The organism is Nocardia inohanensis NBRC 100128 (genome assembly GCF_001612945.1).
Classification (GTDB): Bacteria; Actinomycetota; Actinomycetes; order Mycobacteriales; family Mycobacteriaceae; genus Nocardia; species Nocardia inohanensis.
In genome coordinates this window covers 421,818-437,773 of record NZ_BDBK01000002.1, presented here as the reverse complement: position 1 = coordinate 437,773, position 15,956 = coordinate 421,818, and the positions used below count along the sequence as shown (strand labels likewise).

Genomic DNA, 15,956 nt, shown 5'->3' with positions numbered 1-15,956 from the left:
TGAAGCCGGTTCAGGCCAACCGCAGTCGCGCCAATTCGACTCGATTGCTGACCCCGAGCTTCGGGAAGGCCCGATACAGGTGGTGGCCCACGGTTTTGGGGCTCAGGAACAGCTGGGCGGCGATCTCCTTGTTGGTGGCCCCGACCGCGGCCAGCCGCACCACCTGGAGCTCCTGCGGGGTGAGCAGGGCGACCACATCGTTCTCGGGTTCGGGCACGGATCCCTCACCGGCGGCACGCAATTCCATCCGGGCGTGGTCGGCCCACGGGATCATGCCGAGCCGGTCGAAGGTCTCCAGGGCCTTGCGCAGATGCGTGCGGGCCTCGCCCATGCGGCGTTCGCGGCGCAGCCATTCGCCGTAGACGAGGGCGGTGCGGGCGTGGTCGTACCAGCGTTCGGCCGCGGCGTGCAGTTCCAGCGCGCGGGCGAGCAGCTCGCCGTCGCCCTTCAGCATGCCCTGGCAGCTGAGCAGCAGACCCTCGGCCCATCGACTGTCGATGGCCGCGGCCCACACCGTCATCTCGGCCAGCGCGTCGGTGGCGCGTTCGGGCCGGCGCGCACGCACGGCGGCTTCGACGAGATCGGAGAGCAGATCCAGCCAATGCCCGCGCGCTTGCAGCGGCACCTGATGCTGCGCCTCGAGCCGGGCCAGGGCCTGTTCGTGGCGGCCCGCGCCGAGATCGAGCAGCGCCAGCGCCCATTCGCAATGGGTGGCGTCGACGGCGCTGTGGTCGCCGGTCGCGCTGCGCAGATTGCGTTCGGCCAGTTCGCGGCAGCGGGTTTCGTCGCCTTGCAGCGCGGCGATGAGCGCGAGTACGGCTTCGGCGCCGGCGACCCGGTTGGGGTGGCCGATATCGGTGGCGATGCGGACCACCTCGGCGGCGATGACTTCGGCTTCGCGCAAGCGGCCCAGAATGAATTCGGCGGTGGCCAGGGTGCAGCCGATGGTGGGCCACCAGCCGATCATGCCGCGATCGCGCACCAGCTCGGAGAGTTCGGTCAATTGCGCACGGGCGCTGACCATATCGCCGATCAGCGCCGCCTGGAGCGCGAAAGCCATGCGCAGCGAGATCATTTCGAGCGGTACCGCCGGGGCGAACGCGACATTGGCCCGGATCATCGCGATGCCCTCGGCCAGGTCGCCTTCGAGGATGGCCATGCCGCCGCGCAGCGCGGACATCGGTATCTCCACCTGGTCGGCGGGCAGGGCGGCCAGCCGATCGTGGGCAACCACGCAGCCCGCGGCATCGCCGGCGGTCCAGGCGATGCGCCCGGCCTCGACGAGCAGCCAGGCGGCGCGGGCGGGTTCGACCTCCGCGACGTGTGCGGCCGCTTCCAGCATGAGCTGGTGGGCGCGGCGCAGCGACCCGTATTCGAATTCGATGAGTCCGCGGGTGCCCAGCACGCGGGCGCGTTCGCTGCGCCCGAGCGGCAGCCGTTCGGCCTCCTCGGCGAGGCGTCCCGCGCGATCGGTGTGGCCGCAGTAGGCGGCGGCCTCGACCGCGAGCACCAGGCGCCGGGCGCGGGTGGCCGGGTCGGGGGTGAGGCGGGCGGCGCGCTCCAGGGCGATGGCGGCCGAGGCGTGCCCGGTGCGTTCGCGAGCCAGTTCGGCGGCGGCTTCCAATGCGGCGGCGGCGGTTTCGTCGGGTCCGGTGCTGGCGGCGGCGAGATGCCAAGCGCGCCGGGCCGGCTCATCGCGGAGCACGGTGGCGAGCGCGGCGTGCACGGCCAGCCGCTGGGTGAACGAGGCCGCGTGATAGGCGGCGGAGCGCCGCAGCGGATGCCGGAAGGTGACGGTCTGCCCCGCGATCACCACCATGCCGGCCTGCTCCGCGCGGGCCAGCGCGTCGGCGCCGTGCCCGAGCAGTTGCAGGGCGTGCAGCACCAGGCCCAGGTCCCCGCTCTCCTCGGCGGCCACCACCAGCATGGCGATCCGCGCGCCGGCGCTCTCCCGCGCGATCTGCTGTTCGTAGCCCGATTGCAGCCGCACCGGCAGCGGCAGTGGTTCGGCGGGTGAGGCGTCGCGGTTCATGTGCGGGAATTCCAGCAGCGCCAAGGGGTTTCCGGCGGCTTCGGCGAGTACCCGGGCGCGCTGGTCGGGGGTGAGGCCGGGCCACCGATCGTGCAGCAGATCGGCGGCCGCGATGGCGTCGAGGGGGCCGAGTCGCAGTTCGGGCAGTCCCCCGGAGTCGAATTCGCGGCGGGCGGCGAGCAGCATGACGATGCCTTCCGCGCCGAGCCGGCGGGCCGCGAATCGCAGGGCGTCGGCGGAGGGGCGGTCTAGCCATTGGGCGTCGTCGATGAGGCAGAGCACCGGGCCGTCGGCGGAGAGTTCGGCGAGCAGGGTGAGGGTGGCGACGCCGATCAGGAAGCGGTCCGCGCCGTCGGAGGGGCACAGTCCGAGTGCGCCGCCGAGCGCGCGCTGCTGCGGGTCGGGCAGGTTGCCGAGGCGTTCGAGGGCGGGACCGAGCAGCATCTGAAGTCCCGCGAAGGGGAGTTCGGATTCGCTTTCGACGCCGGAACAGCGCAGCACTCGCCAGGCTCGGCCGGCCTGCTCCCGGGTGTATTGCAGCAGTGCGGATTTGCCTTCACCGGCGTCGGCGATGACTGCCAGTACGGCGCTGCGGCCGGCTTCGGCACCGCGGAGCAGAGTTCCGAGCTGCTGCACTTCGCGAAACCGACCGTACAGCACTTCGACAACCTAAGGGGCAGGCTCTACACGAGCAAATGGTCATTCGGACAATCCAGACAAAGACCCGGGAATTGGGGTCTGCGACACACGAAAAGGGAAGCGCGGGGTCTCGGAGAGATGTGCCTCCGAGACCCCGCCCGAGCGCTGCGGGGGTGCCCGCCGTTCCGGGGTCGCGGCGGTTGGGAACCGCGAGGGGACCGGACCGGCCGACCAGCGCTCAGCTCAGGGAAGCCACCGCACGCGCCGAGCCGGGCAGCCACGCAAGGCATATCCAATCGGCCGGCTGCGAATCACATGACTTCGGTTCGTGGGATCCGCCGCGGGTCTGCGAAGAGACGTCGAGCACACCGCGATCGGCGGCGGCGGGCAGGCGGATTGTCGAGCCGTACCGGACGATCTCACCCGGCGGTACCGGCCGATGAGCCGGAAAGACCGTGTCGATGGAGCGTTTCCGGCCGGGCGCGCGGTGGTAACGCTGATCGGCGGCATCGGCCCGCGTCGTTGCGTTCATACCCACCAGACGATCCTGGGGGGTGAAACGTGACAGGAGGTATCGGGCGAATGACCTAATGTGAGGGACCGGACAATCGGGGGATCGGCGGCGGGGGATGATCGAAAGGCTTTGAGCACCATGCTCTACGGCCGGGTAGCGGAGCTGCGGCGGATCGGTGATCTGCTCGATGCCGCCGCGGCCGGCCGGGGCGGGGCGCTGGCCGTGCTGGGCGATCCGGGCGAGGGGAAATCCGCGCTCTTGCAGCGCACCTCGGAGCTGGTGGACGGTTCGTGGCGGGTGCTGCGTTGCGCCGGGGTCGAGAGCGAATCCGAATTGCCGTTCGCCGGGCTGCAATTGCTGCTGTACCCGGTGCTGGATCGGGTGGACCTGCTCCCGGACAGGCATCGGGACACGCTGCGCCGGGCCCTTGGATTGAGTGCCGCCACGCCCATCGATCGATTCATGGTGGGGCGGGCGACCGTGGCGCTGCTGGCGGCGCTCGGGCCGGTGCTGTGCCTGATCGACGACGCGCAATGGCTGGATCGGCCGTCGGCGGACGCGCTGTCGTTCGCTGCGCAGCGCCTGCGCGGGGACGCGGCGCTGCTGGTGTTCGCGGCCCGCCCGCCCTACCCGCCGCAGGTGGCGGAGCGTATGCGGTTGACGCCCTTGGATCCCGGGCAGTCGCGGGCGCTGCTGGATGACGGATTCCCCGGGCTGCTGCCGGAGCGGCGGGAGCGGGTGCTGGCCGAGGCGGCCGGAAATCCCCTGGCGGTCTTGGAATTACCGCGCATGGATCTCGACGCGTACCCGGTGGGGCCGTTGCCGCTGCCGGAGCGGCTGCGGCTGGGCTATCAGGCCCATATTGCCGCGCAGTCGAAAGCGGCCCAGGTGGCGCTGCTGGTCGCTGCGGCGGAGGAGAGCGGTGACGCGCGGGTGGTGCGGGAAGCCCTGGCGCGGCTCGGCCTGGACGACCATGCGCTGGTGGAGGCCGAGAACTCCTGCATGGTCACGGTTTCCGGGAATACGGTGGCTTTCCAGCATCCGCTCAAACGGTCGGCCGCCTACCAGCTGGCGCCCTTCACCGAGCGGCTGGCCGTGCATGCCGCCCTGGCCGAAACCCTCGCGTTCGATCCGGACCGGCAGGCCTGGCATCTCGCCTTCGCCACCCCCGCTCCGGACGAAAAAGTCGCCGCCACTTTGGAATCCGCGGCAGATCGGGCATACGACCGGGCCGCGTACGCCGCCGCGGCTTCGGCTTTCGAACGGGCCGCCAATCTGAGTCCGGATCGAATTCGGCGGGGCGCCCGGCGGATTCGCGCGGTGGAGGCGCTGGCCGATGCGGGCCGCCCGGAGCAGGCGCTGACTACCGCCGACCGCATCGATTTGGCCGCGTTGGCGACCGTGGACCGCGCCGGCATGCGAAATCTGCGGGCCCGCTTGGCCTTCGAATACGGTTCCATCGCCGCCGCCTACGAACTCTCGACCAGCGCCGCCGACGAACTCGCCCCCACCCATCCCGAACAGGCCGCACTGGCCTGTATGGACGCCGCCCGCGCCGCCTGGACCACCGGTGACCGGGCTGCCGCGCAGGCGGCGGTGGAGCGGATGCGGGGACTCGACCTGGATGAGTCGTGGCAGCCGCTGCTCGCCGCGGTCGAGGGCCCGAACCTGTTGTTCACCGGGCAGTTCGAGGCGGGCGCGACGGCCATTCGCGCGGCCGTGGCGGCCCGGCACGACCTCCCCGATCCGGCGGTGCGCTTCCTGCTGGGCCTGCTGGCCGCGCTCACCGGCGATACCGACGACGCCCACGATGTGCTGCGCGAGGTGGTGGCGTCCTACACCGCGCGCGGCATGATCTGCCGGACGCCCGCCGTGTACGCCTCACTGGCCACCACCCAGCTGCTCATCGGCGATTTCGAAGCCGCCGAGACCTCCTGCTCGATTGCCGCCCAGACCGCGGAGGCGTCCTGTCTGGACGTCACCCGCATCACCGAGGATGGCGGGCTGCCCAACCGCGTGCTGCACGCGGAATCGATCCTGGCCGTGCTCATGGCGATTCGCGGCGAGGCGGACCGCTGCCGGGAACTGACCGACCGCCAGGCGCACCGGGCCGAGCGCGGCCGCAACACCATCGACGCCGCGCACTGCGAATGGGCGCTACTGCTCCTGGATCTCGCGCAGGGCAATTTCGAGGCCGCCGTGCACCGCGGTGAAACGCTGGGCACGGGACCGCTACGCCCCCTGGGCCAATGGCCGCACCTGCTCGCCGACCGTGTGGAAGCCGCGGTGCGCCTGCGTACCCCGGACCGCGCGGCCGAACCCCTCTCCGCGCTGGCCGCTTTCGCCGATGCCACCGGCACCACCTGGATCCGAGCCTTGAGCCTGCGCTGCCGAGCCCTGGTCGACGGCGACCCCGCCCGCTTCGAACAGGCCCTCGCCCTGCACGCCGCCGCCAACCGCGGTTTCGACCACGCCCGCACCCAGCTCCTCTATGGCGAATGGCTACGCCGCAACCGCCGCCTGCTGGCCGCGCGCACCCACCTGCGTTCCGCCGCAGCCGATTTCGAGCGGCTCGGCGCCCGCCCGTGGGCCGATCGCGCGAACGCCGAACTCTCCGCCGCCGGCTCCGCGCAGCACCGCACGACAGACCGGCGATTCCGGAGCTCCGGCGACCGGACCGACTCCAAGGGTTCCTGCGTATCGGCTGATCGAGGCGGTGTGGCGGGCCGGTACCCGAGTTCCGCCGACTGCCGCTCGAACCCGGATCCGGGCGGGGCAGGGGCGGCGGTGAACGGGCTCGCCGCGGCCGGCGGCGCACGCGTCTCTACCACGGCGGGCGGGCCGGATCGGGGGAACGCGAGCATCACCACACCTGGAACAAGCGAGGTGCTGGACGGGTTGACGCCGCAGGAGACGCAGGTGGTGCGCTTGGCGGCGCGGGGCGCTACCAATAACGAGATCGGGGCGCGGTTGTCGATCAGTCCGAAGACGGTGGGGCATCACCTGTATCGGGCATTCCCGAAGCTGGGGGTGCGGAGCCGGGTGGAGCTCGCGCGGCTGGTGCCGATCGAAGAGGAGTAGTCCGTGGTGCGGCTTTACGGGCGGGATCGGGAAGAGCGGTGGATCGCACGGTTGTCGGCCGCAGGGTCGAGCGGGCGCAGCGGGGCGGTGGCGGTCGTCGGTGAACCGGGGGCCGGGAAGTCGGTGCTGCTGGAGCGGGCCGCCGCGGCGGCTGATGCCTCTTGGCTCGTATTGCGTTGCGTGGGTATGGAATCCGCGGCCGAGCTGCCGTACTCGGGGTTGCGGCGGCTGCTCGAACCGGCGCTGGAGTTGTTGCCGAGGTTGCCGCGGCCGCAGGCACTGGCGCTGTCGAGCGCGTTGGGACTGGGTGCGACGGAACATCCGGAGCGGTTCCTGGTGGGCTTGGCGACGCTGTCGCTGCTGGCCGAAGTGTCGGCGCGCGGCCCCGTGCTGTGCCTCATCGACGATGCCCAATGGGTGGATCGCGCCTCCCTGGACGCCCTGCTGTTCACGGCGCGGCGGCTCGACGCGGAGGGCGTGGTGATGATCTTCGCGGGCCGCCCGGAATTCACCGCGCCGGGCTTGGATGTGCTGGTGCCGCCGCGGCTCGACGGCGATCAGACTCGCGCCCTGCTGGCCGAGCGAATCCCCGACCTGCCCTTCGAGATCCGCGAGCGGGTGATCGCGGAGTCGGGTGGCAATCCGCTGGCGCTGCTGGAGCTTCCGGGCATGAACCTGGACGCGCCGCCGGTGGGCCCGCCGACCCTGTCCGAACGCCTGCGCTCGGGTTTCCAGGAGCACATCGCGCATCTGCCGGAATCGACCCGGCTGGCGCTGCTGATCGCGGCCGCCGACGAATCCGGGTCGCTCGGCCTGGTCCTGCGGGTACTGGCGGCGCTGGGTTCCGGCGCGGAGCCGCTCGCCGACGCCGAACGCACCGGCATGATCACCGTCAGCGGCCAGTCGGTGCGCTTCCGGCATCCGCTGGTGCGCACCGCCGCCTATCGCCTGGCCGCGGAACCCACCCGGACCGCGGTGCACGCGGCGCTCGCCGACGCCCTGGACGGCGATCCGGACCGTCGCGCCTGGCATCTCGCCTTCGCGACCACGCGACCGGACGAAAACGTCGCCGCCGCACTGGAATCCGCTGCTCGCCGGGCCACCGACCGCACCGGCTACGCGGCCGCCGCGAGCGCCTGGGAACGGGCCGCGCAATTGACCCCGGATCCGGCCGAACGCGGCAGAAGACTGGTGTCGGCCATCGAAACCGCTTGGGACGCCGGCAGATTCCAGCGCGTACGCCGTCTGGCCGCAGCCGCCGAGCCGTACACCCGCGAGCCGGAGCGCTGGTCGCGAATCGCGAAAATGCTGGGCAATATCGAATTCGACCTCGACTACCTGCGCAACGCCTATCACCTCTTCGTCGACGGCGCGGCCCGGATCGCCGGCCGGGAACCGGAATTCGCGGCCGTCCTGCTGCTCGACGCCAGCCGCGCCGCCTGGACCCTGGGCGACCTGGACGGACTGCGCACGGTGCTGGAGATGCTGCGCGCCCTGCCGCCCGGGTTGGACCGTGATGTCATGATCGCCGCCGTGGACGGCACCCTCGGTCTCTACGAACCGGACCCGGCCCGCGGAATCGCCCTGCTGCGCGGCAATTTCACCACTGTCGACCGGCTGCGCCACCACAATCCGAGCCTGCGCTTCTCCCTCGGCCTGCAAGCCCTGCTGGTCGGCGCGGTCGACGAGGGCCGCGCCATCCTCACCGAAATCGCCGACGAGTACCGCACGCAGGGCCGCCTGGCCTGGTTGTCCTCGGTCGAATTGTCCGCGGCCCTGATCGAATTCCTGGCCGGCGGCTTCCGCGAGGCGGAGGCGCTCACCGTCGAGGGCAAACGCCTGGCCCTGGATATCGACCAGCCCGGCCGCGTCGCCATGGCCGATTCCATCCTGGCTCTCACCGCCGCCGTGCGCGGTGCGGAGTTGCCGTGCCACGAGCTGATCGCGAGCGTCCGCGCCTCGAACGCCCCCGAGGTCAATGCCATGCATTTCGCGCGCTGCGAATGGGCGCACGCGCTGCTCGATATGGGTTACGGCCGTTACGATTCCGCCTTGGACCGCCTGGAGGAACTCGATCGCGGCCCAATGCGCGGTCACGCCCAATGGCTACCGGCGCACGCCGACCGGGTGGAGGCCGCGGTGCGCACCGGGCAGACCGAGCGGGCGAAGGCGGCGCTGGCGGAATTGGAGAAGTGGGCGGCTGCCCTGGACGAACCGTGGGCCGAGGCGCTCATGCTACGCGGCCGGGCCCTGATCACCGGCGATGGGACCGCCTTCACGCGCGCGCTGGAACTGCACGCCCGTCAGGAGCGCTGGTTCGACCGCGCCCGCACCGGGCTGCGCTACGGCGAATGGCTGCGCAGACAGCGCCGGCAGGCGGAGGCCCGCATCGAATTGCGGGAAGCCTTCGAAACTTTCGAGCGCCTGGGCGCGCGGCCCTGGGCCGATCAGGCCCGCACCGAACTGCGGGCGGTCGGCGAGTCCGCGGTCCCCGACGCGGGCACGCCGGCGGAGGCCCTCAGCCCGCAGGAATTGCAGGTCGCTCGGATCGCGGCGGCGGGCGCGACCAACAAGGAGATCGGCGCGCGCCTGTTCATCAGCCCCAAGACGGTCGGTCACCACCTGTCGCGGGTCTTCCGGAAGCTGGGCGTCTCGAATCGAGTGGAGCTGGCCAGGCTCGACTTGGGTTGAGTCGTAACGGCGTTCATTCAGGCCGCGTACGGCTTGCGGGTGGCGCGACCACCTTTGGACATGCCGGTCGGACGGAGCAATCCGAACAGGCCCTTCATCTTCACGAAGGTCACCGGCGGGCTGGAGCTGACCCATTCCTTGTAGGCGACCGCCCGGCGGCCGGTCAGCAGGAAACGGCCGGGAGTGTCGTCGTAGCGGGTGAATTGAACGACCGCGTCCTTGCGGCCGAGGCTCACGGGCTGATGGAAGTAGCCGAACCGGAACGGCTTCGGCACCCCGCCGCGCAGTTCGCGGGCGATCGAGTCGGCGGCGTGCGCACCGCTGGGAATGCCGCTCTGGCAGGTGCCGTGCAGCGTGCCCCAGGCTTGGCGAATGGCGGCCGCGTCGCCGATCGCGTAGATATCGGGATGGGTGAGCGCACGCAGGGTGGGATCTACGGCGATGACACCCCTTGCGTCCGTGCCGATTCCGGAGGCGGCCGCGAGGCCGGGCACTTTCACGCCGGTGGTCCACAGCGTGAGATCCGAAGGCAGCAGGCCGGTTCCGCCGATCTCGACCGCATCCGGCAGCACCTTGGTGACGCGTCCGCTGCGCGCGGTCACCCCGAGGCGGCCGAAGGCCCGGTGCATGTGGGCGCGCGCCCGGGGGCCCATCATGGCGCCGGGTTCGCCATCGGTGACCAGTGAAACCCGCAGCGCCGGATAGGCTTCCGCGAACTCGGTGGCCGCTTCGACCCCGGTGAGGCCGCCGCCGCAGACGGTGATCCGGCTGTCGCCGCGAAGTTCGGCCAGCCGCCGCGCCACCCGCGCCGCGTCCTGTGGCGAGTTGAGCGTGAAGGCGTGCTGATCGGCGCCGGGCACCGTCGAGGTGTCGGTGCGGCTGCCGAGCGCGTACACCAGGGTGTCGTATTCGATGCCGCGCACCTGACCGAGCGTTTCGACGGTCAGCCGCCGGGTCTCGGTATCGATCTTCGTGGCTGTGCCGCAGACGAATTCGATGCCGGTATCGTCCAGCAGCTCCTCGATGAGCAGATCCGCGCGCGTGTGCCCGGCGGCGTGGGAGTGCAGCCGCAGCCGCTCGGTGAATCGCGGCGAGGGGTTGACGAGCGTGATGAAGACATCGTCGTGTGCGCGCAGGCGGCGCGCCAGGCGGGTGGCGCACGTCATTCCCGAGTATCCGGCGCCGAGGACGACGACGTGATGGTTGATGCTCACGGTCAAGACGTTATTTCCCGTGGCAGGCCGGGGGTATCGGGCAGATGACCCTATTGCGTGAGCGGCGGTCCGGAACCGTCAGTGCGGGAGCAGATCCGCGAGCGCCTCGTCCAGGGTGGGGTACCGGAACCGGAAACCGGCCTTGCGCAGCACTTCCGACGTGGCGTACCGACCGGTCAGACCCAGCGCCGGGTCGGTGCGCAGGAACACCGCGCCGATGCTGAGCGCCCAGGCGGGCGTCGGCGGTGACCAGGGCCGATGCAGCTGCCGCCGCAGGGTGGTCATCAATTCCCGATTCCGGACCGGGAATTCGGTGGCCGCCACCACTACACCGTCCGGAAGCGTGACCCGCGGATCGAGTCCGAGCCCCGCCCGCACGATGGCCAGCCAATCGTCGAGGTGAATCCAGCAGAACCACTGCCTGCCGTTGCCGACGCTGCCGCCCAGCCCGGCCTTGGTCAGCGCGGCCAGCCGTTTCAACGCGGGCGCATCCGGATCCAGCACGATCGAGGTGCGAAGGATCGTGTGATGCCGGGTATTCGCCCCCGCGAACGCCCGCTCCCAAGGCTCGGCCACCCCGGTCATCTGCGGCAACCCCGGCACCGGCAGCGGCGTCGTCTCGGTGCACCGGGTCTCCCCCGCATCCGCCCAGATTGCGGTGGTACTGGCCTGAATCCAGTAGTCCAGCGGCCGATCCAGGGTCTTGGATGCCTCCACCAGCGCCCGCGTCGAATCCACCCGGCTGTTGCGCAACTCGGCGATATTCCGCTCGGTAGGCCGGCAGTCCACCAACTTCCCGGCCAGATTGATCAACGCGGTCGGCCCCGGATTCCGCAGCGCCGCAACCCAATCCCCGACGGTCTGCCCATCCCACTCGTACTGCTCGTAAGGCAAGGCCGTATCCCGGCGCCGGGTGAGAATGCTCACCCGATGCCCCCGGCAGGCCAGGTCGGCGGCGAGGATCCGCCCCAAAGTCCCACTCCCACCGGCGATCACAACCGACAGCGCCCCCTCCCCCGGCGTCAACCCGGCCAACCGCGCCAGCCGTGCGAACGCCGTATGCGCGTCCCGCTGCAAGTCGTCCCCGGCAACCCGCCGGAAGACCGGAGCCGACGCCCCACCGAAGGTGAGCTGCTGCACCACCTCGGTCCCGCCGTCCCGCGGCGTCAACACCCACCGCATCCGCATCGTCCCCACCGGCTCCGGCTGTTCGATGCCGATCTCCCGCCCCGGCACATAGGTCGAGATCACGAACGGCTCGGCCAGCCGCCGGTGCACCGCCTTCGAAACCCGCCCCCGCGGCAGATAATCCCCGCGCGCCTCCACCGCCGGCTCACTGTGCAAACTCACCGCCGCCACAGCCGGATTCCACTCCGGCCACCGCCGCGGATCTCCCAGCACCGCCCACAGACGCTCCGGCGGCAAGGCGATGAACTGGGAGTACGACGTTGTACGAGGCATGCCCCGACGCTAATCCGCGGCGCCGCCCGCCGGGAAGCGTGGGCTTGCTCTCAGCCCCGGTGTGTCGTCAGCTGATGGACAGGGGTGCGGTCCGGAAGTGGTGGCCCTTGGCGTCGCAGGTGATACCGCCGCCGCCGCGACCGGCGCGGCCGCCCACACAGGTCACGCCGGCGTAGGTGATGCGGGTGCCGTCGTACACGTTGCCGTCGGGGCGCGGGACGTCGGTGATCCAGCGGCTGCCGGGGCGGCCGTGCGGGCCGGCCAGGCCGAAGGTGGGGTGCGCGGGCAGGAAGGCCATGTCGATGACGACGTCGTTGACCGGGATCACGCCCCAGAGGGTGCCGCCGGCCGGAATGTCGCATCCGACATCGCCATTGGCGTGGATGGCGCAGTAGGCGGCGTTGTACCAGTCCGCGAAGTAGACGGTGTCGCCGTCCATGAACAGCGCGGGATCGACGTCGATGGGTTCGGCGGAAGCGGTTCCGGTGCCGGCCACGACCATGGCGACCGCGGCCAGCGCCGCTCCGGCGAATGCGCGTGCTTTCATGATCGGCCAGTTTAGGAAGCGGGCGGTTCGGAGCGTATCGGGCAACCGCCCCATTTCACGACGTGGCGGTGCCGGGCCCGGGCGGCTGAGCCCACACCTCGCCGATCGGGGTGATCTCGGTCGGCGCGGGTGCGGGGAGCGGTGGCACGGTGCGCGAGAAGCGCGGGGCGGGAGCGGGTTGGAGTATGCCGTCGAGTTCGATGAGGGCGCCGCGGGCGCGCAGATGGTCGTCTCGGGTGGCGTCGGCGAAGCTGCGGATCGGGGTGACGCAGGCGTCGACGCCGTCGAAGAGTTCCGCCCATTCGGCCTGGGTTCTGCTGCGGAACTTCTCGGTGAAGATCTTGCGCAGGATCTCTTGGCCGTTCGGATCCATTTGGTGTGGAAGGGATTCCGAGGACAGTTCGAGCACGCGGAGCAGTTCGGCGTAGAACTGTGGTTCGAAAGCTCCGACGGCCAGGTATTCGCCGTCGGAGGTCTGGTACGTGTCGTACCAAGCCATTCCGGTGTCCAGCAGGTTGCTGCCGCGCTCGTCGGACCAGTAGCCGCCCTGGTTCAGCGCCCAGATGGAGTGCGCGATGGTCAGCACGCCGTCGACCATGGCGGCGTCGATGATCTGGCCTTGTCCGGAGCGTTCGCGCTCGTACAGGGCGGTGACGATGCCGAGCACCAGGAAGACCGAACCGCCGCCGTAATCGCCGAGCAGGTTGATCGGCGGGACGGGGCGTTCCCCCTTGCGGCCGATGCCGTGCAGCGCGCCGGTGAGCCCGATGTAGTTGATGTCGTGCCCGGCCTGCTGCGCGCGCGGGCCCTCCTGACCCCAGCCGGTCATGCGGCCGTAGACGAGCCGCGGGTTGCGGGCCTGGGCCTGCTCCGGCCCGAGGCCGAGCCGTTCGGCCACGCCCGGGCGGAAGCCCTCGATCAGTACATCGGCCTTCTCGACCAGCCCGAGCACCTTCTCGATATCGTCGGGATGCTTGAAATCGGCCTCCACCACGCGCCGCCCGCGCAGTTGCGCCCGCATCGGACCGTGACCCGACCGATCGCCGGGCCGCTGCACCCGGACCACGTCCGCACCGAGATCGGCGAGCATCATGCCCGCGTGCGGACCGGGCCCGATGCTGGCCAGCTCGATGACCCGGACCCCGTCCAGCGGACCTTTCGTCGCACCCATTCGGGCACCCCCTGAGAATTCGGCGGATTTCCCAGAAGTAGAACACGTTGCAAATCGCTCCGCCATCGACAAGTCGCCCGGTTTCCGCTCGCGCATCTAGGCTCACTGCATGAGCGAATCGGCACTGCCACGCGGTATCGGCGCACCGGCCACACGCGCCCTCACCGGCGCCGGATACACCCGTCTGGAGCAGCTGGCCGGCGTGCCCGAAGCCGCGCTGCTGGAGTTGCACGGCGTCGGGCCCAAAGCCATCCGGATCCTGCGCGAGGAGCTTGCCGCCCAGGGTCTCGACCTGGGCTGAAAGCCTGTTTCAGGAAAGGTAGGCGCGCTCGAGGATCGCCTCGGTGTCCACGCCGACCGGCAGGGTGCCGAAGGCGATACCCCAGTCGCCGCCGAAACGGCTGCCGCAGAAGGCATCCGCGATGGCCGCGTGGCCGTGCCGGACCAGCTGCGCGCCCTGCAAGACCAGCGCCATCAGCTCGATCACCCGCCGCGCGCGGTATTCGATATCGGCGAAATCGGTAAGCTCCTTGCCGATTCGGTCGATGGCCTCGTCCAGGTAGCGGTTCGCGCCGCGGGCCAGGTTCACCTCGTCGAAGAAGGCTTCGACCGTCTCGGGCTGCCGGCCCATGGCGCGCAGGGCATCCAGCGCCGCCACATTGCCCGACCCCTCCCAGATGGACATGAGCGGGGCCTCGCGGTAGAGCCGCGGCATCCCCGATTCCTCCACATACCCGTTGCCGCCCAGGCATTCCAGGGCTTCGGCGGCGTGCGCGGGGGCGCGCTTGCACACCCAGTACTTGGTGACCGCCAGCGCGATGCGGCGCAGCGCCGCCTCGGCCGGATCGCTCGACGCCCGGTCGGTGGCGCCGGCCAGCCGCATCATGACGGTGGTGGCGGCATCGGATTCGATGACCAGATCGGCCAGCACATTGCGCATGGCGGGCTGATCGATCAGGTTCTTGCCGAACGCCTTTCGATGCCGGGCGTGATGCACCGCGTGCACCACACCGGCGCGCATCCCGGTGGCGGATCCGATCACGCAGTCCAGCCGCGTCATGTTCACCATCTCGATGATGGTCTTGACGCCCGCGCCCTCCGCGCCGACCAGCCAGCCGGTGGCGTTCTCGTATTCGATCTCGGAGGAGGCGTTGGACTTGTTGCCCAGCTTGTCCTTGAGCCGTTGCAGGCGAAGGGGATTGCGGCTGCCGTCGGGCAGCACCCGGGGCAGCAGGAAGCAGGACAGGCCGCCCGGCGCCTGGGCCAGCGTCAGGAACATGTCCGACATCGGGGCCGAGGTGAACCATTTGTGGCCGACGATGCGGTACGTGCCGTCGGATTGCGGTGTGGCCGTGGTGGTATTGGCGCGGACGTCGGAGCCGCCCTGCTTCTCGGTCATGGACATGCCCGCGATGAGACCGGACTTGGTGGACGGTTCACGCAGGCCGAAGTCGTATTCGCGGGAGGTGAGCAGCGGCTCGTACCGCGCCGACAGTTCCGGATTGTGGCGCAGCGCCGGAATCACCGCGTAGGTCATGGAGATCGGGCACATGTGGCCGGCGTCGACCACGCCCCAGGTGTAGAACTTGGCGGCGCGGGCGGCGTGCGCGCCCGGACGGTCATCGGCCCACGGGGAACCGTGCAATCCCTGCGCCACAGCGACATTCATCAATTCGTGCCAATACGGGTGGAACTCCACCTCGTCGACGCGATTGCCGAAGCGGTCGTGGGTGTGCAGCACCGGCGGGTACTGGTTGGCGAGCACCCCCCACTCCTGCGCCATGGCTCCGCCCGCGAGCGCGCCGAGGTCCCGGACCTCCTGCTCGGCCCACCCCGCGCCTTCCCGGTGCAAACCCTCGATCAGCGCGGGATTGCGGGAATTGTCGAACGGGACGATGTCCGGCACCTGGTTGAACACATCATGGGTGTGCATGGGAACTCCTATTTCCGAGGCGGCGCGGCGTCATCGCCGGGCACGCCGAGTGCGCGCAGCGCGAAAGCGACGAGTTCGGGGACCACCGACTCGCTCTGTAATTGTTCGGCCAGCGGCCCGACCAGCACCTCGCCGATGGCGCCGACCAGCGCGGTGGCGCTGGTGCGCGGATTCTGCGGCGGCAGTTGACCTTTTGCCACGCCCTCGGCGATGGCGTGCTCGTAGATCTCGGCGAAGGCGCGGCGGAACCGCAGGCGTTCGGTGTCGACCGCGGCGTCCACCGGTTCGGCGAGCAGGACGTAGGCCAGTTTGGGATTCTTCAGCGCGCGGCCCGCGAACGTCTCGACCGCCGCCGTAACCCGTTCGACCACACCGCGTTCCGAAGCGGCCGCTTCCGGGTCTCGGTCCGCAGCGGTGCCACCGCCCGCGGCGGCGACCGCGGCGACCTCGCGGGTGACGACTTCCCGGAAGACGGCGGTGACCAGTTCGGCCTTGCCGCTGAAGCTCTTGTAGACGGTGCCGGTGGCGACGCCCGCTTCGGCGGCGACCGCGGCCACCGAGAGCCCGGCGTAGCCGTCGCGGGAGAGCACGGTCATGGCGGCCCGCACGATCGACCCCGCCTGGGCGTCGAGGCGGGCCTGCACGGCGGGTGTTCTCCGGTAGGCCACGAAAG

10 protein-coding genes are annotated in these 15,956 nt (G+C 70.6%); 3 read left to right on the top strand and 7 right to left on the bottom strand.

What is annotated here, in order from left to right:
• Window positions 1-10 precede the first annotated feature (10 nt).
• Window positions 11-2,692: a helix-turn-helix transcriptional regulator gene (locus tag NI1_RS08245; RefSeq protein ID WP_067816389.1), complete on the bottom strand. Its 2,682-nt coding sequence runs from the start codon at window positions 2,690-2,692 to the stop codon at window positions 11-13.
• 631 nt (window positions 2,693-3,323) lie between these two features.
• On the opposite strand from NI1_RS08245, the gene NI1_RS08235 reads away from it, so the two are divergent.
• On the top strand, window positions 3,324-6,266 hold the full coding sequence (locus tag NI1_RS08235) for a helix-turn-helix transcriptional regulator (protein WP_067816385.1): 2,943 nt from the start codon (window positions 3,324-3,326) through the stop codon (window positions 6,264-6,266).
• A gap of 3 nt (window positions 6,267-6,269) precedes the next feature.
• Window positions 6,270-8,957: a helix-turn-helix transcriptional regulator gene (locus NI1_RS08230; protein ID WP_067816383.1), complete on the top strand. Its 2,688-nt coding sequence runs from the start codon at window positions 6,270-6,272 to the stop codon at window positions 8,955-8,957.
• A 17-nt stretch (window positions 8,958-8,974) separates the two neighbouring features.
• Here NI1_RS08230 and NI1_RS08225 read toward each other — a convergent pair whose 3' ends face one another.
• The 4 genes from NI1_RS08225 to NI1_RS08210 form a co-directional block, all read right to left on the bottom strand.
• Window positions 8,975-10,171 (bottom strand): NAD(P)/FAD-dependent oxidoreductase, encoded by a 1,197-nt coding sequence (locus NI1_RS08225; protein ID WP_067817933.1) that lies wholly within the window; start codon window positions 10,169-10,171, stop codon window positions 8,975-8,977.
• 78 nt (window positions 10,172-10,249) lie between these two features.
• Window positions 10,250-11,632 (bottom strand): DUF1731 domain-containing protein, encoded by a 1,383-nt coding sequence (locus tag NI1_RS08220; protein ID WP_084522789.1) that lies wholly within the window; start codon window positions 11,630-11,632, stop codon window positions 10,250-10,252.
• A 67-nt stretch (window positions 11,633-11,699) separates the two neighbouring features.
• Entirely contained in the window at window positions 11,700-12,179 is a 480-nt protein-coding gene (locus NI1_RS08215) for a hypothetical protein (RefSeq protein ID WP_067816380.1), read from the bottom strand.
• 55 nt (window positions 12,180-12,234) lie between these two features.
• Window positions 12,235-13,350 (bottom strand): CaiB/BaiF CoA transferase family protein, encoded by a 1,116-nt coding sequence (locus tag NI1_RS08210; protein ID WP_067816377.1) that lies wholly within the window; start codon window positions 13,348-13,350, stop codon window positions 12,235-12,237.
• Between the two features lie 109 nt (window positions 13,351-13,459).
• Between NI1_RS08210 and NI1_RS08205 the strand changes: the two genes are divergently transcribed.
• The gene (locus NI1_RS08205; protein WP_067816374.1) at window positions 13,460-13,651 is read left to right on the top strand and encodes a helix-hairpin-helix domain-containing protein; all 192 of its coding nucleotides are present in this window, start codon (window positions 13,460-13,462) and stop codon (window positions 13,649-13,651) included.
• A 9-nt stretch (window positions 13,652-13,660) separates the two neighbouring features.
• Here the strand turns inward: NI1_RS08205 and NI1_RS08200 are convergent, their stop codons facing one another.
• Both NI1_RS08200 and NI1_RS08195 read right to left on the bottom strand, forming a co-directional pair.
• A complete protein-coding gene (locus NI1_RS08200) occupies window positions 13,661-15,283 on the bottom strand; it encodes an acyl-CoA dehydrogenase family protein (protein WP_067816371.1) in 1,623 nt (540 codons plus the stop codon).
• 8 nt (window positions 15,284-15,291) lie between these two features.
• Complete coding sequence (locus NI1_RS08195; RefSeq protein WP_067817925.1) at window positions 15,292-15,951, bottom strand: TetR/AcrR family transcriptional regulator; 660 nt, start codon at window positions 15,949-15,951, stop codon at window positions 15,292-15,294.
• Window positions 15,952-15,956: the final 5 nt, after the last annotated feature.